The sequence below is a fragment of the Microbacterium mitrae genome, from assembly GCF_008017445.1.
GTDB lineage: Bacteria > Actinomycetota > Actinomycetes > Actinomycetales > Microbacteriaceae > Microbacterium > Microbacterium mitrae.
In genome coordinates this window covers 922,255-941,119 of sequence record NZ_VRSW01000001.1, presented here as the reverse complement: position 1 = coordinate 941,119, position 18,865 = coordinate 922,255, and the positions used below count along the sequence as shown (strand labels likewise).

The following is an 18,865-nucleotide window of genomic DNA, read 5'->3' as shown; positions in this document are numbered from 1 at the left end:
AAACTGGAGAGATCATGACCGATTCTGTGCAGCCCATCATCGTCGGCCGTGGCGCCGAGCCCTCTGCGGCCGGAGATCCGCTTCTTGACGGGCTTAATGCACCGCAAGCGGAGGCGGTGACCTACCGCGGCCCGGCGCTGCTGATCGTCGCCGGTGCGGGTTCCGGCAAGACGCGCGTGCTCACGCATCGCATTGCGTCACTGTTGCGCTCGCGCGAGGCCTGGCCGAGCCAGATTCTCGCCATTACCTTCACGAATAAGGCCGCAGCCGAAATGCGCGAGCGCGTCGGTCACATCGTTGGCGACGTCGCCAAGGGCATGTGGATTTCGACGTTCCACTCGGCCTGCGTGCGCATTCTGCGACGTGAGGCGCAACAGTTTGGGTTTACGTCCTCGTTCACGATCTACGATTCGGGTGACTCGCGGGCGCTCCTCAAGCGTCTGGTCAAAGAGCATGAGGCTGACGCTTATGGGCTGACGCCAGCGGCGGTGCAATCGCGCATCTCCAAACTGAAGAACGAGCTTGAAGATGCCGACTCGTTTGTGCGTTCCGCCAACATGAATGATCCGGTGGAGCGAAAGTTCGCCGACGTTTTTCGCGACTATCAGCGCTCGCTGCAGAAGGCCAACGCGTTCGACTTTGACGACCTGATTGGGCAGACCGTCTACCTGTTTCGCGCCTTCCCTCATGTCGCAGACGTGTACCGACGCCGATTCCGTCACATCCTTGTCGACGAGTATCAAGACACCAACCACGCCCAGTACTCGCTCATCCGTGAGCTCACCAAGCCCGTCGTCGGCGGGGCCGCAGAGCCATATGCCGCTGGCGGCATGATGATCTTCGAGGCGGATCAGGCTCCCGAGTTGGAGGGCGCCTCCCTCACGGTCGTCGGCGACTCCGATCAGTCGATCTACGCGTTCCGTGGTGCCGATATTCGCAATATCAGTGAGTTTGAGCACGACTATCCGGGCGCCAAGGTGGTGCTGCTGGAGCAGAACTACCGTTCCACCCAAAACATTTTGGGCGCGGCCAACGCCGTGATCCGCAACAACTTTGACCGCAAAGACAAGAAGCTGTGGACAGACAGCGGCGACGGCGAAAAGATCGTTGGCTTCACCGGCTACTCGCAGCATGACGAAGCACAGTTCGTCGCTGACGAAATCGAGACTCTGCGTCGCAGCGGCATGCCATACAGCGAGATGGCGGTGTTCTATCGCACCAACTCACAGTCGCGCGCGCTAGAAGAAATCTTCATCCGCTCGGCGCTGCCATACAAGATCATGGGCGGAACCAAGTTCTACGATCGCGCCGAGATCAAAGACGCGTTGGCCTACCTTGTCGCCGTGGTAAATCCCGCCGACGATCAGTCGGTTCGCCGCATTCTCAACAAGCCGAAGCGCGGCATTGGCGATGTCAGCGAGACGACCATCGCAACCTACGCGGCCGAGCACAACATTTCCTTCCGTGATGCATTGGCGAATTCCGAGTCCCTCGGCTTCGGCCCCAAGATCCAGAACGCCATCGCCCAGTTGGATGCGGTTCTCACCGAGGCAGCCAACATCATGGTTCCGCCCTCTGGCGAGGTTCCGCCGCCGACGGCTGTCGCCGACGGCCTGCAGGTGCTGCTGCAGAAGAGCGGCTACCTCGACGCGCTGCGTATGAGCAAAGACCCACAAGACGAGGCGCGCGTCGAAAACCTCGACGAGTTGGTCGCGGTCACCCGCGAATTTGCCCGGAACAACCCCGAAGGCACGCTGAGCGACTTTCTCACGGAGGTTGCGCTGGTCTCAGACGCCGATGACCTTGACGATGAGTCTGGCGTCGTGTCGCTGATGACCATGCACACGGCCAAGGGCCTGGAGTTCGACGCCGTGTTTGTGACGGGTGTTGAAGAAGATCTCATTCCGCACCGTATTTCTGCGGGGGAGCCGGGCGGGCCCCAGGAGGAGCGTCGACTGTTCTATGTTGGCGTCACCCGCGCCCGTAAGCGCCTGTTTCTCACGCTCGCGATGACCCGGGCACAGTTTGGTGAGGTGTCTGTCGCGATGCCGAGCCGGTTCTTGCAGGAGATTCCCGCTGAGCTGATCGACTGGCGGCAATCGCCCGGCGACGTTAACTCCCGTGGTGGCACCCAGTCACGCGCGCTCAACGCGCGCCGCCCCTCCGGCGGGTTCGGCGTGCAGCCCCTCGCCCCCGGGCGTTCGGGCGGATTCGGCCCGAAAACCACCTCGCTTGAGAAGTTTCCGAATCGCATTCCGTCGAAGGTGCGCGACAACGGCGACCTAGAACTCGCGCCCGGCGACCGCATCCGTCATGACGACTTTGGCGAAGGTCGCGTCGACCTGGTGACGGGTGAGGGCGCCAAGCGCATTGCGCACGTGCGCTTTGACGCCGTCGGGGCTAAGAAGCTGTTGATCAAGATCGCCCCGATCGAAAAGCTCTAGTCCGCGCTGGCCTCGGCAGGTGGCGGAACCGGTGCTTGCGTGGTTCCGCTTGGCCGCGGTACACCAGGGGCGCCGGGACCGCCGGGCGGGCCGCCTGGGGCGCCGCGTTGCTGCATCATGCGGATGTTCAGTGTCTGGTGCGCCAGGCGACGAAGCGCCAGAATCACGGGTTCGTACATGGCGGTTCCCATGACGGCAAAGCTCACGATGTCTTTGGGGTTCATGGTTGCCAATGGCTGAAGTTCGCGCTGAGCCATCGTCATCGCGATCTGGCCGTAGAAGGCGATATCTTCTGGCTCCCAAAAGAGGTTCGCGTCTTTCACCGCTTGAATGGCGCTGTTGAGCTGCTTGACGCCCGCCGAGCGGGTGTCGTAGATGTAATCGAGGGCGCTCAGCGCCTCGCGTGCCCGGGGATACTCGCCGTCGGGCGCATCGTCCACATAGGGTGGCAGGGCGCCAATGGCGCGGCTGAGCGTCTCAGATGGGTCAGGCAGTGGGGCATCAACGAGTTGCAGAATCTCTTTTACCTGCGACATCGGCAGGGAGCGCACTTCGGTCAATGCCGAAATCAACCGGATGCGCTTGACATGGTCTTCCGAGTACTCGGCGCGGGTGGCGTTGACGTGAACGCCCCGGGGCAGAACGCCTTCGCGCAGGTAGAACTTGATCGTGGCGATCGAAACTCCGGTGACCTCGGAGAGTGCAGAAAGTTGCATGAATCTCCTTCATCGGTAGTGCGGGCGCGGCGCTAACTTCACAATGATAGGGCCGCAGAACGTTGCATCCAGTTTAGTTCGCTGTTATGCCGAACCGTAGATAGCAATGATATCCATGACGTTGTACTATAGAAGCACACCGCCAGGGACGGTGACAATCGCATAGCGAACAGTGATGTGTGGGGGGAGCGCTCGGTTGGGGCCGAGCACCACACTGATGTTGAGACTGAGATCTCGTTTCGTTCGGCGCTAGGCGATATCGTCGCGGGGTCGCGGGTGCTTGTGTTATCGAACACGCACTCGCGGCTCCGGGTGAACATTCACTTCACATTCTTGGCGGAGCGCCAACCTCGTCGATTGAGCACGTTAGGCTGACCCAATGGCACTGTTTTCTCGCCGCAAGAATGACTCGTCCGATCTGACACCGGCAGCCGAGGCTGTTTCGGAGGGCACTGCAGCCCCCGCAGGTGAAGAGGTGCCCACCGCGGCAGATACCGACGTCGCTCCGGTCTCCGAGGTTCCGGCAGCAGACGTTCCGCAGGTCAATATCAGCATGACCTCGTTTGGCGGGCTGGGCTCTGCTCCGACGCCGGCGCCTCCCGCAACGTTGCGCCCCGAAAAGCCAGAAGAAGTCGTGCTCCCGCTCGCGCCCAGCGATCCGCCAACCAACCTTGAGACGATCTCTGGTCTCCGTGACAACGGCGTGCTTCGCGATGCCCTTGCCGCCCTCGGTGAGACTCCGACGGGCGCCGAACTACTGGGGGTGACGCGCCAGCTTATGCAGGGTCACGTCTACTTGCGCGTGCGCGGAGACGCGCGTGCGCAGATCGAGGCGGGCGAGGCATTGCAGCTGGGTATTGTGAGCGATGGTGACCGTCAGTTCATGCTCGCGTACAGCTCTGGCCGCTCGCTGCGCGATGCATTCCAGAAAGACAATGACGCGAACACCAGCGCCTTCGCACAACCGGCGCACGCCGTCATCAACAACGTGCTCAAGGGCAACCTTGCTGGTCTGATTATTGATAACGAATCGGCTCCCGCACGCGCCGTCATTCCGGTGGATGTGCTGACGCGCGCCATGTCGCACGTCGAAGAAGACATGAAGCTGAAGACGATTCTGTGCGAGCCCCGCACCGAAGACACCAAGCAGAAGGTGCTCGACGCGTTGCGTGACGCTCGCCTGTGGGTGGCGGTCGGTGTCGCCAGTGAGAAAGACGGCGAGAAGCAGTACGGCATCGCCGAGGCTCACACGCGTGATGGTCGCCGCCTGTTGCAGCTGTTCACCCACCCGCTTGAGGTGGTGGCGCTGCAGCGAACCGAACAGCCCATGCCCTTCGGTTTCGACAAGCTCAAGAGCGCTTTCCTGGAGCACGGCAACCTCGCCGGCGTTGTTATTGACCCGGCAGGGCCGAGCATCCGCCTGACGCGTGATGAACTGGCGACCGTTCTCGCCGAAGCATAACCCGATCGTCCGGCGCGCCGCGGCGGCGTGTTTCTTGCGCCCTCTCGCGCGTTGGAGTGCGACGGCATAGGGTCATCGCATGGTGAGCGAACGTGTGCTGATGCAGGTTCCGGGCCCGGGCGGGGTGCGCGAGATCTCGTTGTCGAGCCCGAATCGCGTGGTATTTCCCGAGGCGGGAGTCACCAAGCACGAGCTTGCCGAGTATCTGGTCGCCGTGGCGGAACCATTTCTGGCGGCAAACGGCAACCGCCCGGTTTCGCTGGAGCGGTTTGGCGGCGACGTTGATGGCGAGGGATTTTTCTCGAAGAATCCGCCGCGCGGCGCCCCAGAGTATGTCGACAGCGTGGAGGTCACCTACAACTCGGGTCGGCACCACCCGCAGCTGGTGCTCACGGAGATCGCGGCCGCGGTGTGGGCAGTGCAGATGAACACCGTCGTCTTTCATCCGTGGGCGTCGCTCGCGAACAACACGGACAATCCGGTTGAGCTTCGCATTGACTTTGACCCGCAGCCGGGCACCGATCTTGCCGATGCCATCGTCGCCGCGCACGCGATGCGTGAGGTGCTTCGCGAAGTAAGTCTGGTGAGTTTCATCAAGACCAGCGGCAATCGCGGCCTGCACCTGTTTGCGCCCATCGAGCCGACCCATGAGTTCTTAGATGTGCGGCACGCGGTCATCGCCGCATGCCGCGAACTGGAGCGCCGGTTGCCCGATCTGGTGACCACGCGCTGGTTTAAGGAGGAGCGCGGCGAGTGCATTTTCTTGGACTACAACCAGGCAAACCGCGACCGCACCATGGCTGGTGCCTACAGCGCGCGGGCGTTGCCGACAGCCACCGTGTCAACCCCGATCACCTGGGAAGAGCTCGACACCGTAGATCCGTTCGCATTCACGGTCCGCACCGTTCCTGACCGGCTCACGACCCTGGGCGATCCGTGGGCGGGATTCGCCGAGAAGCGCGGAACCATTGATGAGCTGTTGCGATGGTGGCAACGAGATCTGGACAACGGCCTGGGTGAACTTTCGTTTCCGCCCGATTTTCCCAAGATGCCGGGCGAGCCGCCCCGCGTGCAGCCGTCGCGCGCCAAGAAGAGTGCTGAGTAGCGGCTGAATGGTGCGCGACGCGCCGCCGCGGCCACTGGTCGGCCTCACGTCGGCACGCGTACAGTGTGAGTCACAACACGAAAGGTGCCATCATGAGCGTCGTGACGATCATTCACGCAGGAGGCCTCGCGGCCACGGGCGGAGCCGCCATGCCGTGGTGGCTTTGGGTGATTGCGGGCGCGCTCGTTGTACTGGGCATCGTCTTTGTGTTGCTCCGCCGCCGGGGCGCCAACGAGGCCGATGAGGCTGCCGCCCCGATCATCGTCGCCGCCGACCCGGCAACCGGGCAGGGCGTTGGAACCACGACCACCATTGGGGTGGTGGGTGCTGGCGACGAAGCGAAGGGCGAGTTGTTCAAACCCGCTGATACGCCTCCGGCCGAGCCTGCAGACGGTGCGGCCGATTCGGGCACGTCGCAGGCTGACGGTGGCGTAGCCGACCCCGACGCGAAGCAGTGACCCGCTCAAGCTGCGACTGCGATACCGGGCGGCGATACGCCGACTGTTGCGAGCCGTTCCATACCGTGGCAGCACACGCTGGCACTCCCGTGGAGCTGATGCGCTCGCGATACTCGGCGTTTGCGCGTGGCCTCAATGATTACCTCGTCGCGACGTGGCACCCCGGAACGCTCCCCGGCGAGATCGTCACAGACCCCTCGGTTCAGTGGACGGCGCTAGAAATCATCGACGCGCCCGAACCCACGCCGCGCCGCGGAATCGTCGAGTTCGTCGCTCACTATCGCGAGGGCGGACGCGACGCTCAGCTGCATGAGCGCAGCCGCTTCGTGTTTCAATCCGCCCGCTGGTGGTACCTCGATGGCGAGCACAGTTCGTCGTAGCTGACGAGGCGGGAGCATCGATCTGATGCCCCCCGTGTGCCGCTAGTCGCGCGATTTGCGGTATGCCGCGAAGGCGCCGATTCCGCCCGCGATCGCGCCGAACAAGACGCCACCGATCGGCCAGATGATCCACGCCTGATCCCACGCGTCGCCGATCAAGCCCCACGCCAGGAAGATCGTGGTGAGCAGCGGCCAGTAGATCGCGGCGATCACGCCAATGATGCCGGTGCCGTCGTCTTCTTCTGTGGTTCCGCTCTTCGTCAGTGCCTCCAGTGTGGCTGCCGCCCAATTGGAGGGCAGGAAGATCAAGAGGCCAGCCGCCACCATCACGAGCGTGAGGGCAACCCCAACCCCCGAGAACACGTTGGATTGATCGGTGAAGGCGAGGCTGAAAACAATGGGGGGCAGGGCTGCGAGCACAAACAGTGCGATGGCAATCTGCAGGCGTCGCGAGCGCTGCGGTGCTTCTGCCTCGGCAAGTGAACGTGCCCACAGCTCGACGCCGGGTGATCGGCGAAACGCTCCCGAGGTGATGTTGCTAAACGGTGCCAGTTGTTGTGACCGCTTGACGATGAGCAGTATGCCGGCCAGCGCCATGACGAGCAACACGATGAGCCCGATGAGTGAGCCGGTGTTCGTGGTGAACGGCGCCCGCGGTGCAGTGCCGAGACTTGACAGCATGACGAGGGTTGCGGGGGAGGCCACCAGCAACGCCACGCCCTGGGCGAGCTGCGGTTCTGTGCGCTGGCGTTCAGCGGCGTAAAGCGTCGCCTCCTGTTGGGTGATCGGCGAAACGTGAGGGTGCGCTGCGGCATCGGCAGTCTCGCTGGCGACGGGGGCGATTTCGGTGGTGATGCCGAGCACCGGGGCGAGTTCGTCGAGGTTGCCAAACTCCGTGATGACGCGACCGACCGCCTCGTTCTCCGATAGCCCCGACTCGATGTATCCGTTATAGGCGTCTTCCATCATCCCGTGCAATTCTGCCTTCGCCTCCCGCAGGCGTGGCGATGCCGGGTAGGCCGTAAACATGGTGTCCAAATATGCCGAAATGACGTTCATGATTCCTTCCCTTCAAGGAAACGGTCGACAACTTTCTTGGTGAGGTTCCACTCGGCGATCTTCTGCTCGAGGTGGGCGCGACCCTCATCGCTGATTTGGTAGTACGTGCGTGGCTTTCCCGACTCCGAGATGCCGGGAAACGAGGTCACCAGTCCCGTCGCTTCGAGCCGCTTCACAGCCGAATAGAGCGTGGTCTGTTTGATCGCATAGTCCGCGCCCGTCACGCTGCTGATCTGCTGCGCGATTTCATACGGGTAAGAAGCCTCTGATCGCAGCAGCGAGAGAATCATGAGGTCGATATAGCCGCGGATCGCGTCGGCGCTGATCATGTCATCCCCTTTCGATTCGATGCTGTTACGCCGCCAAACGTACTATGTCTGACGTAGTACGTCAAGGGAAGTATTACGGGGCCTTAAACTCAAAGAGTGACCGCTCCCCGTTTTCAGCCCATCTCCGCGCGTGGTTCCGTCTGGGGGCTGATTTCGTCGTCCTGGTTTGCCGTCGTTGCGGTGCTCATCATCGTGATTGCGGTCGGGCGGACCAATCCGACGGCCGCGATGTGGGTGATTTTGGTGAGCCTGCTGATTCTGCTCGTGGCCGCCGCCTTTGCTGCGGGTTCCGAAATTTCGGTGACGGCAGATGAGGTTATTGTTCGGCGGCGTTTGCGCGGAGAGTGGCGCACTCCGGCCGCCCAGCTCAGCACGATTGAGGAACATATTCCGATGCGTCCGCGGGCGCGCTCCCTCGCAGGCTGGGTGTTTCGTACCGCCACCGGCGAGAAAACGACGATCGAAATGGCGATGTTTGCCCCAAGCGATCGGCGCCGACTGCGCGCGACATTCGCCGACGTGCTGGTATCGCCCGATTTAGGACGGCCCACCCGCGACCGATGAGCGCGTTGCGCCGCGTACCCTTGATAGGTGGCCGTTGCGAAAGTTCTCCTCTACTACCAGTTCACCCCGATCGCTGACCCCGATGCCGTTCGGCTGTGGCAGCGCGATCTGTGCGAGCTGCTGGGTCTGCGTGGACGCATTCTGATCTCGAAGGATGGCATCAACGGAACCGTTGGTGGCGACATCGCGGCGGTCAAGAAATACTGGCGCAAGACCCGCGATTATCCCGGCTTCAAAGACATCGACTTCAAGTGGTCGGAGGGCACCGGGCTTGATGAGCACGGAATGTCGCTGGACTTTCCGCGGCTATCGGTCAAGGTGCGCGACGAGATCGTGAGCTTCGGCGCGCCGGGGGAGTTGCAGGTCGATGAAAACGGTGTCGTCGGCGGTGGTACGCACCTCACGCCGGGCGCGCTGCACAAGCTTGTCGCCGAGCGCGGCGACGATGTCGTGTTTTTTGACGGGCGCAATGCCTTTGAAGCAGCAATCGGCAAATTCAAGAACGCCATTGTTCCGGATGTCGAAACCACCCGCGACTTCGTCGCGGAACTCGACTCTGGCAAGTACGACGATCTCAAGGGCAAGCCGATCGTCACTTACTGCACCGGCGGTATTCGCTGTGAGGTGCTGTCGAGCCTGATGGTCTCGCGTGGGTTCGGTGAGGTCTACCAACTTGACGGCGGCATCGTTCGCTACGGCGAAAGCTTCGGCAATGCGGGTCTGTGGGAGGGATCGCTCTACGTCTTTGACGGGCGCGAGACGGTCACCTTTGGCTCCAAGGCGACCGTGATTTCAACGTGCTCGACGTGTGGTGAACCGGATGCGAACATGGTGAACTGCGCCGATGAGTCCTGCCGCAATCGTGTGGTGCAGTGCGCGTCATGTTCCACGCGCGGCATTGCTGCGCTCTGCCAGCGGCACGCCGAGGCGGCCCTGGCGTAGCGGTCGCCGGAACACGCTCGTGCCTGCGTGAGCCCCGTCGCGAAACTTTTCTGCGCGAATCTGGAATATATGCGTTTGCATTGAAGTTGTCTTCTCTGATGCCCATCGCAACCGGTAGGCACAGGAAAGGATTCTCAAGCATGACGATCAAGATCGGCCTCCTCGTCGGTAGCCTCGCCTCCGATTCGATCAACCGCCAGCTCGCCAACGCGCTGACCAAGCTCGCACCCGCCGAGCTGGAAATTGTCGACATCGACTACTCGAAGCTCGCCCTGTACTCGCACGACGCCGATGCGAACTACCCGGCCGAGGCTCTGGATTTCAAGGCCAGTCTGGCTGACGTCGACGGAATCCTGGTGGTCACGCCCGAGTACAACCGGTCTATCCCCGGTGCGCTGAAGAACGCCCTCGACTGGGCAAGCCGTCCGTGGGGCCAGAACGTCGTTGCCGGCAAGCCGTCTGCAATGATCGGCGCATCGATCGGTGCGATCGGCACCGCCGTCGCACAGTCGCACCTGCGCACCGTGCTCTCGTTCCTGGACTCAGATGTGATGGCTCAGCCCGAGGGCTACCTCACCATCACGCCGGGCTTCTTCACCGCAGACGGTGAAATCGCCGATGCATCGACCTCGTCGTTCCTGCACAGCTGGATGCAGGCGTTCGCCAAGCACGTTTCGCGCAACGCGGCCTAACTCCCGCTTGTGAACAGTCTGCCGCGGCCCCTGGGGGCTGCGGCAGCCTCGTATCGTAAACCGGAGGAAGGGGGCGCCGTGCGTACCGTTGATGTCGTTGTCATTGGCGCAGGCCAGGCAGGGCTCTCAGCCGGCTATCACTTGCGGCGACGCGGGTTTGTTCCGCTCGATCGTGCGGCGCCTGCAGGCCAGACCTTCGTGATTCTCGATGCCGATCACGCCCCGGGCGGCGCGTGGCAACATCGGTGGCGCTCGCTTCGCATGGCCACCGTGAACGGCATCTACGAGCTGCCCGGCATGCCGGTTCCGCCCGCCGATCCCGAGCTGCCCGCGCGTGACGTGCTGCCACCGTACTTCGCGGCGTACGAACAAGAGTTTGGTCTGGATGTTCAACGCCCCGTCACCGTTCGACGCGTGACGCGCGACGGTGACGACCCGCACGGGCGCCTTCTCGTGCAAACCGATGGCGAGACGTACGCGGCTCGGTTCGTGATTAACGCGACGGGCACGTGGAACCAGCCATATGTTCCGTTTGTTCACGGTGCCGCCACCTTCGCCGGACGACAACTGCACGTGCACGACTACGTCTCGCGCGACGAGTTTGCCGGCAAGCGGGTCGCGATCGTTGGCGCTGGCGTCTCCGGCGTGCAATTGCTCGACGAAATCGCCGATGTCGCGAGTGAGGTGCTGTGGTTTACCCGCGCCGAACCGGTCTGGCTCGATGCCAGCGCGTTTGACACCGCAACCAGGGTTGCGGCCATCGCGGGCGTCGAAGAGCGTGTGAGGCAGGGGCGACCGCCTGGCAGTGTCGTGTCGGTGACCGGAATGCTGTGGGGGCCGTGGGCACAGAGTGCTGAGCGCAAGGGCGTGCTGCACGCGCGACCCATGTTTATCGCCATTGAACCGCGCGGCGTTCGCACTCCACACGGTGTGCTTCACGAGGTTGATGTGATCCTGTGGGCCACCGGGTTTCGTGCCGCCATCGGGCACCTCTCACCGCTGCGGCTGCGCACGCCCGAGGGCGGCATTTGTGTTGCCAACGGCCGCTCGATTGACGAGCCGCGCCTCTTTCTGATCGGCTACGGCCCCAGCCAATCAACAGTCGGCGCGAATCGCGCCGGGCGCGATGCCGTGCGTGCCATTGTGGGTCGCGCGCCCGGCAAGGCCTCAACAGACGCCGACGCTATCGTCGGCGCGACAGTGTGACGGTGAATTTCGGGGTGCGATCGAGTTGCTCGGTCGGGCCCACAATCCGCTCGAGCGCGCCGCGATGACGCAGGTGCGAGTTATAGACGACCGCGAGTGATCCGCCGGGCCGGAGCATGCGGGCGGCCGCGCGGAACATGCGGTGCGACATCTCTTCATCGACCGCAGCGCCATCGTGAAACGGCGGGTTAAACAGCACGAGGTCGACCGTGCCGTCGGCGATGGCGGCGCCCGCATCGTCCTGCGTCACGGTGACGCGGTCGCCCACGCCGGCATCGGCCGCGGTGAGGGCCGTCGAGGCAACAGCCGCCCAAGAACGGTCGGTCGCGGTAACGCGCGCCGCAGGCAACCGCAGCGCCGCCGTGGTGGCCAGCACACCGGTTCCGCAACCCAAATCAACAACGTGCTGCGCCGCGCCGTCGTGCGTGGCGATAATCGCCTGCCAGCAATCAAGTAACGCGCGGGTGCCGATATCGAGGGTCGCGCCGGCGAATGCGCCGCCGTGCGCATAAACCGCGAACGGGAGCCCGGCGACCGTTGCACGGCGCGGATAGGGGAGAGGTGCGACGGGGTGGGGTTCGCGTGCGCGCAGGGCGCGTGATTTTTGGCGGCCGCGGCTGGCAGAGACCGAGCGGAACCATGACTCCAGCGCCGCGTTCATGCCGCGGCTCATGTGTTTGTCGCGCCCGGCGAGTGTCATTACGACCCCTGGCGCTGCCGCGGTAGCCGCGAGCGACGCGATTTCGGTGAGCTCGGCGAGAGATTTTGGCAGGAGCCCGACGACGAGGTCGGCGTTCTCGAAGAGGGTGCCGTCCAGTGGTGCGCGGGTGAATCCGACGGCGGGTTCGTCCTGCGGCGTCACGTCATTAAAGGCTCGCACCACGGCGGCGGGAAATTGCGCGACCACGGCCTCGGCGAGATCGTCGCCGCCGATGACGGCGATCACCGATGCGTTCGGTTTTAGTTCGAGCGCATCGTCAAGGGCGAGAGCGGCAACCGGGGCGAGCGGCGTGACCGGCGAAGGCGACATGGTTCCATGCTGTCACGAACAGATCAGCCGAGCTGTGCGCTCACGCGTCTCGCTACCTCGGCGGCGGGCATGGAGCGTGGGAATACCGCGACCACCAGATCGTCGTCTTGCGGGTCAGCGTCGGTGCCGAGAACGCCGAAACGTCGCATCGCGTTGTCGAGGTGCTGTCGCAGCGTCGCGGGTGCGACCTTGCGTCCGCGCAGCATTTGGCGCAGCACGTGGTTGTGCACGGCAGCAATGAGTGCCGAGTAGCTGACGGCATCAACCGGGTCGATCTCTGGCAGCTGTTCGCGCAGATACTCGTCAAAGAGTCGCTCATAACGAAACACCGCGACGATTTCACGTTCGCGAAGCGCGGGAATTTGGCGCACCAGTTGATAGCGGCGCCGCGCGACGTCGGCATTGTCGCTGAAGTAGCGAAACACCAGCATCGCCCCCTCGCAGACGGTCGCCCACGGGTCATCGTGCGTCTGGTCAAGGAACGCACGAAGCACTTCAAGCAGTCGTTCGTGATCGGCAAAAATCACGTCATCTTTGCCGCCAAACTGGCGAAAGAAGGTGGACCGCGATACTCCTGCCGCCTTCGCGATCTGCTCAACGGAGGTTTGCTCGAAGCCCTGCTCGGCAAACAGATCGAGCGCCGCGGCGATCACGCGGGTGGTTGCTGCCTGGGTATCGCGCTCGCTCATCGGCTCAGCATATCGCCGGGCTCAGCCCAGCGGGTTTTGGGCACGAATCTCATTCAGCATGCCGAGCGGCAGAGCGAACGCGCCCTTGTCCAGGTTGACGAGCAACGCGAGTTGCGGGTTCATGCCACCCACGATTGCGCGACCAGACATCGGAACCGCGAAGGTTGCGACATCGCGGGTCTGTTGCAGCGCAAACTCGGTGGCAGCCACCACCAAAAAGTCGGTTTCGTCGAAGTTGATGGTGACCGGACTGATCTCGCCGTCAGCTGGGTCGTCCGTTGACGGCACGAAGATGGTGGCACTCAGGAACGTATCTACGAGCTCATCGTGAGAAATGGTTCCGGCTTCGGCCTGCGCAACGAGAGCAGCAAGGTCAGGGGATGATGCGTCAGTCATGATGCTTCGATTGTCTCATCACCGATTGAATGACACAGATTGTTCGCTCAGGCGATTCGCCCCAATCGTCCGGAGCGCAATAGCTCGCCCCAAACCTTGACGGTCGCCTCGGTGGTGCGGTCGTTCACGACCAGCAACGCGCCTTCGCCAACGCAGGTAACAGATGCCCCCGCAACCGGCGCTGTGGCATCAAAGACGGTGTCAGCAAGCCACGCGACATAACCCCACACCGGAAACCCCACATGGCGCGGAGCGGTTGCTTCGGCCCGCATCAGCGACATATCGCGCAGCGAAGCGGCGGACGCGCCCCAGGTGTCCCCCATAGTGGCCGTTACGGTTAACGCGTGCGCGAGCAGAGGCTCGACATAACGTGCGCCCTGCGCGACCAGCAAGGCGCTACTGACCGGAACTCCCGATGTGGTCGAGATGGATGACGACGTGATTTTCAGCGCGGCATGATCGGGAGCGGTCGTCGCCTCGGAAAGCTCGCCAAGAGTGAAGGCGGGCTGGTAGCCGAGGTGTGAGAGATCGTCGCCCGCGTCGTTGGTGAGCGGCTGTGCGCGCACAGCGGCCTCGACGTCGGCGTCGTCAACGACAATGCCGTCTGACGACAGGGGGGCACGCCATGCGCCGCCGAGTTCGCGAAGCATGACCAGCGATGCTGCGGTGCGGGTTGCGACGGCCCTGGCATCTTCTGCGCGCGGACCCCACTGCGCCAGCACGTTGAATCGTTGCGGAGAGGTTTCAGTCACGTGCTCATTATCCTGTCGTGTGAACCGTAATCGGTGGGATGAGGCCCGCTTCCAAGAATCGCTCGAACGCGGCCTCTGCTACGCTCGCGTCCTTGAACACCCATTCAAGCTCACCGTCGCCAATTCCGAGCACTTGGCGGGAAGCCTGTTCGACGAATCGATCGAGTGCCTTGTCTCTAGCCCCGACTGTGGTCTCATCTAGCCCCGACTGTGGTCTCATCTAGCCGCGATGGTGGTGCTCAACGCCGTTGTGTTTATGGCTTCACGAGTGGCTCCGAGTGGGCGTCCAACGTGGTTGGGTGACGCAATGTTCAAAAATTCCCACGTTCAGGAACCAGTAGTAGGCTTGATGACTGGTCGATATCTCGATATCGAGAGACTTTCATCAACCGTCGCCCACGAAGGAAGCACAGTGGATCTGTACGAGTACCAGGCACGTGACCTTTTCGAGAAGTACGAGGTGCCGGTTCTCGCCGGTATCGTCGCGGACACTCCCGAAGAGGCCAAGGCCGCCGCCGAGAAGATCGGCGGAGTTGTTGTTGTTAAGGCCCAGGTCAAGACCGGTGGTCGTGGCAAGGCTGGCGGCGTCAAGGTCGCCAAGACGCCGGAAGAGGCGTACGAGGCTGCCAAGGCAATCCTCGGCCTGGATATTAAGGGTCACGTCGTCAAGCGCGTCATGATCGCGCAGGGTGCTCGCATCGCGAAGGAGTTCTACTTCTCCGTGTTGCTTGACCGCGCTAACCGCTCCTACCTGAGCCTGTGCTCGGTAGAGGGCGGCATGGAGATCGAGGTTCTCGCAGTCGAGAAGCCCGAGGCGCTCGCACGCATCGAGGTCAACCCGCTCCGCGGCATCGACAAGGAGAAGGCTGTCGAGATCGCGACGGCTGCAAACTTCCCGGCAGAGCTCATTGAGAAGGTTTCGGACGTCTTTGTCAAGCTCTACAACGTGTACAAGGGTGAAGACGCGACGCTGGTTGAGGTCAACCCGCTCGTGCTGACCGAAGAGGGCGATGTGATTGCGCTCGACGGTAAGGTCACGTTGGACGACAACGCATCTGAGGTTCGTCACCCCGAGCACGAGCTGCTCGAAGACAAGGACGCCGCTGACCCGCTTGAGGCCAAGGCAAAGGCTGCTGGCCTGAACTACGTCAAGCTCGACGGTGAGGTCGGAATCATCGGAAACGGTGCCGGTCTCGTTATGTCGACTCTCGACGTTGTTGCGTACGCAGGCGAGAACCACGGCGGCGTCAAGCCCGCCAACTTCCTTGACATCGGTGGCGGCGCGTCGGCAACGATCATGGCTGCCGGCCTTGACGTGATTCTCGGCGACGAGCAGGTCAAGAGCGTCTTCGTGAACGTCTTCGGTGGCATCACCTCGTGTGTTGCTGTTGCAGAAGGCATCGTGAAGGCCCTCGAGATGCTCGGTGACACGGCTTCGAAGCCGCTCGTCGTTCGCCTCGATGGCAACCAGGTTGAAGAGGGTCGCGCGATTCTCGCCGCCGCCAACCACCCGCTCGTCACTCTTGCCGCAGGCATGGATGAGGGCGCTGACAAGGCCGCGGCTCTCGCGAACGCCTGAACCGGACTGAAGGAAAAAGGGACTTAAGAACATGTCGATCTTCCTGAACAAGGATTCCAAGGTCATCGTGCAGGGCATCACCGGCGGTGAGGGCACCAAGCACACCGCCCTGATGCTGAAGGCTGGCACGCAGGTCGTCGGTGGCGTCAACGCTCGCAAGGCTGGTACCACTGTCGAGCACATTGACGCTGCGGGCAACCCGGTATCGCTGCCGGTTTTCGGCACCGTTGAAGAGGCCATGAAGGAGACCGGCGCTGACGTGTCGATCGCTTTCGTTCCGGCCGCCTTCACAAAGGCCGCCATGGTTGAAGCTATTGACGCAGAGATTCCGCTGCTTGTCGTGATCACCGAGGGCGTTCCCGTCGGTGACTCGGCTGAGGCGTGGGCTTACGCGATCGAAAAGGGCAACAAGACCCGCATCATCGGCCCGAACTGCCCCGGCATCATCACGCCGGGTGAGGCGCTTGTTGGCATCACGCCGGCAAACATCACGGGCAAGGGCCCGATCGGTCTCGTGTCGAAGTCGGGCACGTTGACCTACCAGATGATGTTCGAGCTGCGCGACCTCGGCTTCTCGACCGCTATCGGTATTGGTGGCGACCCCATCATCGGAACCACGCACATCGACGCGCTTGCCGCATTCGAGGCTGACCCCGAGACCAAGGCCATCGTCATGATCGGTGAGATCGGTGGTGACGCTGAAGAGCGTGCCGCTGACTACATCAAGGCGAACGTCACCAAGCCCGTTGTCGGCTATGTTGCTGGCTTCACGGCGCCCGAGGGCAAGACCATGGGCCACGCCGGCGCGATCGTCTCCGGCTCGGCTGGCACCGCACAGGCTAAGAAGGAAGCTCTCGAAGCCGCAGGCGTCAAGGTCGGCAAGACCCCGTCTGAGGCTGCTGAGCTGATGCGAGCCATTATCGCTTCGCTGTAATAAGCACCAGAAAAGACCGCCCTCGGATTCGTCCGGGGGCGGCCTTTTCTTATGTGCCGGCACTGCGTTTCGTGCGAAAGTTGCGTGACGCAACGCCTGCGGCGCTGCGCTGAATCGAACGAGACGGCGGCGCGATAGTCCAAGAAAGATGGGGTTCTCACCACATGGTGAGAACCCCATCTTTTGCAGTGAAGAGACCTAGGCGAACAGCGCCTCGATCGGGCCGCGCGCGAAGAACACCACGAAACCGGCCGAGACGATCCACATCAGCGGGTGAATCGTCTTGACCTTGCCAGACAGCGCGTTCACAACCACCCAGGCGACGAAGCCCGCGCCGATACCGTTGGCGATCGAGTACGTCAGCGGCATGGTTGCCACGGTGATAAACACCGGCAACAGCACGCGGAAGTCGCTCAGGTCGATGTTCTTGATCTGGCCCATCATCATCGCTCCCACGATGACGAGAGCGGCCGCAGCGACCGACCCCGGAACAAGACCCGTGATCGGCGTGAAGAACATTGCGATGATGAACAGAGCGCCGGTCACCACGTTGGCAAGACCGGTGCGGGCGCCCTCGCCGATGCCTGAAGACGACTCAACGAAAACGGTGTTCGAGCTGGTGGAGCTCAGACCACCGGCGATCGCGCCGACACCTTCGACGACAAGCGCCGACTTGATGCGGGGGAAGTCGCCCTTCTTGTCGGCAAGGCCTGCCTCTGTTGCCAGGCCTGTCATGGTTCCCATCGCGTCAAAGAAGTTCGAGAACAGCAGCGTGAAGACGAGCATCACGATGGCGATCAGCGACACCTTGGTGAAGTCGAACGAGAAGTCGACGGCGCCGATGAGGCTGAGATCGGGCAGACCGACAAAGCCGGTGAAGTTGAACAGGCCCTCCTGCGGGTTGATCAGGTTGACGATGCCTGCGATAACGGAACCACCGATCAAGCCGAGCAGCAGGGCGCCCTTGACCTTGAGTGCGACGAGCGCGCCCGTGATCAGCACGGTGATGATGAACAGCAGCGTGCTGATGGAGGCGATGGAACCACCCTGGCCCAGCTCAACGGGCGGCGAGGGCAGGGTGGTCGAGGTGGAGAAGCCGGCGTTGACGAAGCCAATGAAGGCGATGAAGAAGCCGATGGCGACCGTAATGGCGATCTTCAGCTGCATCGGAACCGCGTCGAAAATCATCTTTCGAAGGCCCGTTGCTGCCAACAGCACGATGAGCGCACCGTTGATCGCGACGAGCGCCATCGCCTCCGGCCAGGTGACGTGGCCGACCACCGAGAATGCGACGAACGCGTTAATGCCGAGACCCGCGGCAAACGCGAACGGCAGGCGCGTGACGAGGCCGAACAGAATCGTCATGACGCCCGCGGTGAGCGCGGTTGCCGCGCCAACAGCCTCGTACGGCAGCTCGTTTCCGGCGATGTCGGGCTTGCCCGAAAGGATGATGGGGTTCAGGATAACGATGTACGCCATCGTCACGAAGGTGACGAGGCCACCACGAACTTCGGTGCCAACGGTCGAGCCGCGCTCCGAGATGTGGAAGAAACGGTCAAGACCTGATTTCGGTTCAGTAGGCGTAGCAGTCGCCATGAAATCTCCTGGGCAGGGTAGGGGAATGGGCGTGGCGCAGTCCCGGAAAGGAAAAACATGCCACTCACAGGAACTTACCAGCCAGGAACCTCGGATTGGGCGCGAGCGCAGGCTGAAGCGTTCGAATCCTCAGGGGGCACGCAACGCGGTGACTTCGACGGCATGCCGATCATTGTGCTGACGACGGTCGGTGCGAAATCCGGGGCGCTACGAAAAACGCCGCTGATGCGCGTTGAGCACGATGGTTCCTACGCTGTGATTGCATCCCTCGGCGGCGCGCCAAAGAATCCGTCTTGGTATCACAACATTCGCGCGAACCCTCATGTCGAATTGCAAGACGGTGGCGACAAGGCCGACTATCTGGCGCGCGAGCTTTCTGGTGCCGAGCGCGAAGAGTGGTGGGCGCGGGCGTGCGAGGCATTTCCGCCCTACGCCGGCTACCAGCGCAAGACCGACCGCGTGATTCCGGTTGTGTTGCTGGAACGCATGACTCCGGCAATGAACGACGAGTCGTAACACGCGAAATTTCGCC

General features: G+C 62.6%; 20 protein-coding genes. 12 read left to right on the top strand and 8 right to left on the bottom strand.

From position 1 onward, the window contains the following. The first annotated feature begins 14 nt into the window (after positions 1-14). Entirely contained in the window at positions 15-2,444 is a 2,430-nt protein-coding gene (locus FVP60_RS04470) for an ATP-dependent helicase (protein ID WP_147825029.1), read from the top strand. Here the strand turns inward: FVP60_RS04470 and FVP60_RS04465 are convergent. Next, a complete protein-coding gene (locus FVP60_RS04465; RefSeq protein ID WP_147825028.1) occupies positions 2,441-3,160 on the bottom strand; it encodes a MerR family transcriptional regulator in 720 nt (239 codons plus the stop codon). The genes FVP60_RS04470 and FVP60_RS04465 overlap by 4 nt on opposite strands. Positions 3,161-3,539: 379 nt before the next feature. Here FVP60_RS04465 and FVP60_RS04460 point away from each other — a divergent pair, with 379 nt between their 5' ends. The 4 genes from FVP60_RS04460 (at position 3,540) to FVP60_RS04445 (ending at position 6,565) form a co-directional block, all read left to right on the top strand. Further along, a complete protein-coding gene (locus FVP60_RS04460; RefSeq protein WP_147825027.1) occupies positions 3,540-4,622 on the top strand; it encodes an SseB family protein in 1,083 nt (360 codons plus the stop codon). A gap of 79 nt (positions 4,623-4,701) precedes the next feature. Beyond that, the gene (ligD, locus tag FVP60_RS04455; RefSeq protein WP_147825026.1) at positions 4,702-5,727 is read left to right on the top strand and encodes a non-homologous end-joining DNA ligase; all 1,026 of its coding nucleotides are present in this window, start codon (positions 4,702-4,704) and stop codon (positions 5,725-5,727) included. Positions 5,728-5,819: 92 nt separating this feature from the next. Beyond that, complete coding sequence (locus FVP60_RS04450; RefSeq protein WP_147825025.1) at positions 5,820-6,185, top strand: LPXTG cell wall anchor domain-containing protein; 366 nt, start codon at positions 5,820-5,822, stop codon at positions 6,183-6,185. Positions 6,186-6,250: 65 nt separating this feature from the next. After that, positions 6,251-6,565, top strand: a complete 315-nt coding sequence (locus FVP60_RS04445; protein WP_246132456.1) for a YchJ family protein — start codon at positions 6,251-6,253, stop codon at positions 6,563-6,565. A gap of 42 nt (positions 6,566-6,607) precedes the next feature. Here FVP60_RS04445 and FVP60_RS04440 read toward each other — a convergent pair whose 3' ends face one another. Continuing rightward, positions 6,608-7,624, bottom strand: a complete 1,017-nt coding sequence (locus FVP60_RS04440; RefSeq protein ID WP_147825023.1) for a permease prefix domain 1-containing protein — start codon at positions 7,622-7,624, stop codon at positions 6,608-6,610. After that, entirely contained in the window at positions 7,621-7,953 is a 333-nt protein-coding gene (locus FVP60_RS04435; RefSeq protein ID WP_147825022.1) for a PadR family transcriptional regulator, read from the bottom strand. The genes FVP60_RS04440 and FVP60_RS04435 overlap by 4 nt, the downstream gene beginning before the upstream one ends. A 96-nt stretch (positions 7,954-8,049) precedes the next feature. Here FVP60_RS04435 and FVP60_RS04430 point away from each other — a divergent pair, with 96 nt between their 5' ends. The 4 genes from FVP60_RS04430 to FVP60_RS04415 all read left to right on the top strand — a co-directional run bounded on the left by FVP60_RS04430 (position 8,050) and on the right by FVP60_RS04415 (position 11,357). Then, positions 8,050-8,517, top strand: a complete 468-nt coding sequence (locus FVP60_RS04430; RefSeq protein ID WP_147825021.1) for a hypothetical protein — start codon at positions 8,050-8,052, stop codon at positions 8,515-8,517. 27 nt (positions 8,518-8,544) lie between these two features. Then, on the top strand, positions 8,545-9,459 hold the full coding sequence (trhO, locus tag FVP60_RS04425; protein ID WP_147825020.1) for an oxygen-dependent tRNA uridine(34) hydroxylase TrhO: 915 nt from the start codon (positions 8,545-8,547) through the stop codon (positions 9,457-9,459). 140 nt (positions 9,460-9,599) lie between these two features. Then, the gene (locus FVP60_RS04420; protein WP_147825019.1) at positions 9,600-10,151 is read left to right on the top strand and encodes an NADPH-dependent FMN reductase; all 552 of its coding nucleotides are present in this window, start codon (positions 9,600-9,602) and stop codon (positions 10,149-10,151) included. 78 nt (positions 10,152-10,229) lie between these two features. Further along, positions 10,230-11,357: an NAD(P)-binding domain-containing protein gene (locus FVP60_RS04415; protein WP_147825018.1), complete on the top strand. Its 1,128-nt coding sequence runs from the start codon at positions 10,230-10,232 to the stop codon at positions 11,355-11,357. Here the strand turns inward: FVP60_RS04415 and FVP60_RS04410 are convergent. Genes FVP60_RS04410 through FVP60_RS04395 form a run of 4 tightly spaced genes read right to left on the bottom strand, consistent with a single transcriptional unit; the run spans position 11,335 to position 14,224 of the window. Next, on the bottom strand, positions 11,335-12,387 hold the full coding sequence (locus FVP60_RS04410; protein ID WP_147825017.1) for a class I SAM-dependent methyltransferase: 1,053 nt from the start codon (positions 12,385-12,387) through the stop codon (positions 11,335-11,337). The genes FVP60_RS04415 and FVP60_RS04410 overlap by 23 nt on opposite strands. Before the next feature lie 23 nt (positions 12,388-12,410). Continuing rightward, positions 12,411-13,076 carry a TetR/AcrR family transcriptional regulator gene (locus FVP60_RS04405; RefSeq protein ID WP_147825016.1) on the bottom strand — a complete coding sequence of 222 codons (666 nt, stop codon included), beginning with the start codon at positions 13,074-13,076 and terminating at the stop codon, positions 12,411-12,413. A gap of 21 nt (positions 13,077-13,097) precedes the next feature. After that, a complete protein-coding gene (locus FVP60_RS04400; RefSeq protein WP_147825015.1) occupies positions 13,098-13,472 on the bottom strand; it encodes an SseB family protein in 375 nt (124 codons plus the stop codon). A gap of 47 nt (positions 13,473-13,519) precedes the next feature. Then, complete coding sequence (locus tag FVP60_RS04395) at positions 13,520-14,224, bottom strand: hypothetical protein (protein WP_147825014.1); 705 nt, start codon at positions 14,222-14,224, stop codon at positions 13,520-13,522. 412 nt (positions 14,225-14,636) lie between these two features. Here FVP60_RS04395 and sucC point away from each other — a divergent pair, with 412 nt between their 5' ends. Beyond that, positions 14,637-15,803: an ADP-forming succinate--CoA ligase subunit beta gene (gene sucC / locus FVP60_RS04390; protein ID WP_147825013.1), complete on the top strand. Its 1,167-nt coding sequence runs from the start codon at positions 14,637-14,639 to the stop codon at positions 15,801-15,803. Between the two features lie 31 nt (positions 15,804-15,834). Then, a complete protein-coding gene (sucD, locus tag FVP60_RS04385; RefSeq protein WP_147825012.1) occupies positions 15,835-16,737 on the top strand; it encodes a succinate--CoA ligase subunit alpha in 903 nt (300 codons plus the stop codon). 198 nt (positions 16,738-16,935) lie between these two features. Here the strand turns inward: sucD and FVP60_RS04380 are convergent, their stop codons facing one another. Next, the gene (locus FVP60_RS04380; RefSeq protein WP_147825011.1) at positions 16,936-18,333 is read right to left on the bottom strand and encodes an NCS2 family permease; all 1,398 of its coding nucleotides are present in this window, start codon (positions 18,331-18,333) and stop codon (positions 16,936-16,938) included. 57 nt (positions 18,334-18,390) lie between these two features. Between FVP60_RS04380 and FVP60_RS04375 the strand changes: the two genes are divergently transcribed. Then, on the top strand, positions 18,391-18,849 hold the full coding sequence (locus FVP60_RS04375) for a nitroreductase family deazaflavin-dependent oxidoreductase (protein ID WP_147825010.1): 459 nt from the start codon (positions 18,391-18,393) through the stop codon (positions 18,847-18,849). Positions 18,850-18,865 lie beyond the last annotated feature (16 nt).

What these genes read in the sequence shown, in the direction of transcription:
- FVP60_RS04460 (WP_147825027.1), top strand. Translation starts at nt 3,540, where the DNA reads ATGGCACTGTTTTCTCGCCGCAAGAATGACTCGTCCGATCTGACACCG.
- FVP60_RS04470 (WP_147825029.1), top strand. Translation starts at nt 15, where the DNA reads ATGACCGATTCTGTGCAGCCCATCATCGTCGGCCGTGGCGCCGAGCCC.
- FVP60_RS04410 (WP_147825017.1), bottom strand. Translation starts at nt 12,387, where the DNA reads ATGTCGCCTTCGCCGGTCACGCCGCTCGCCCCGGTTGCCGCTCTCGCC.
- FVP60_RS04400 (WP_147825015.1), bottom strand. Translation starts at nt 13,472, where the DNA reads ATGACTGACGCATCATCCCCTGACCTTGCTGCTCTCGTTGCGCAGGCC.
- FVP60_RS04380 (WP_147825011.1), bottom strand. Translation starts at nt 18,333, where the DNA reads ATGGCGACTGCTACGCCTACTGAACCGAAATCAGGTCTTGACCGTTTC.
- ligD (WP_147825026.1), top strand. Translation starts at nt 4,702, where the DNA reads ATGGTGAGCGAACGTGTGCTGATGCAGGTTCCGGGCCCGGGCGGGGTG.
- FVP60_RS04450 (WP_147825025.1), top strand. Translation starts at nt 5,820, where the DNA reads ATGAGCGTCGTGACGATCATTCACGCAGGAGGCCTCGCGGCCACGGGC.
- FVP60_RS04420 (WP_147825019.1), top strand. Translation starts at nt 9,600, where the DNA reads ATGACGATCAAGATCGGCCTCCTCGTCGGTAGCCTCGCCTCCGATTCG.
- FVP60_RS04405 (WP_147825016.1), bottom strand. Translation starts at nt 13,076, where the DNA reads ATGAGCGAGCGCGATACCCAGGCAGCAACCACCCGCGTGATCGCCGCG.
- FVP60_RS04375 (WP_147825010.1), top strand. Translation starts at nt 18,391, where the DNA reads ATGCCACTCACAGGAACTTACCAGCCAGGAACCTCGGATTGGGCGCGA.
- sucD (WP_147825012.1), top strand. Translation starts at nt 15,835, where the DNA reads ATGTCGATCTTCCTGAACAAGGATTCCAAGGTCATCGTGCAGGGCATC.
- FVP60_RS04435 (WP_147825022.1), bottom strand. Translation starts at nt 7,953, where the DNA reads ATGATCAGCGCCGACGCGATCCGCGGCTATATCGACCTCATGATTCTC.
- FVP60_RS04440 (WP_147825023.1), bottom strand. Translation starts at nt 7,624, where the DNA reads ATGAACGTCATTTCGGCATATTTGGACACCATGTTTACGGCCTACCCG.
- FVP60_RS04465 (WP_147825028.1), bottom strand. Translation starts at nt 3,160, where the DNA reads ATGCAACTTTCTGCACTCTCCGAGGTCACCGGAGTTTCGATCGCCACG.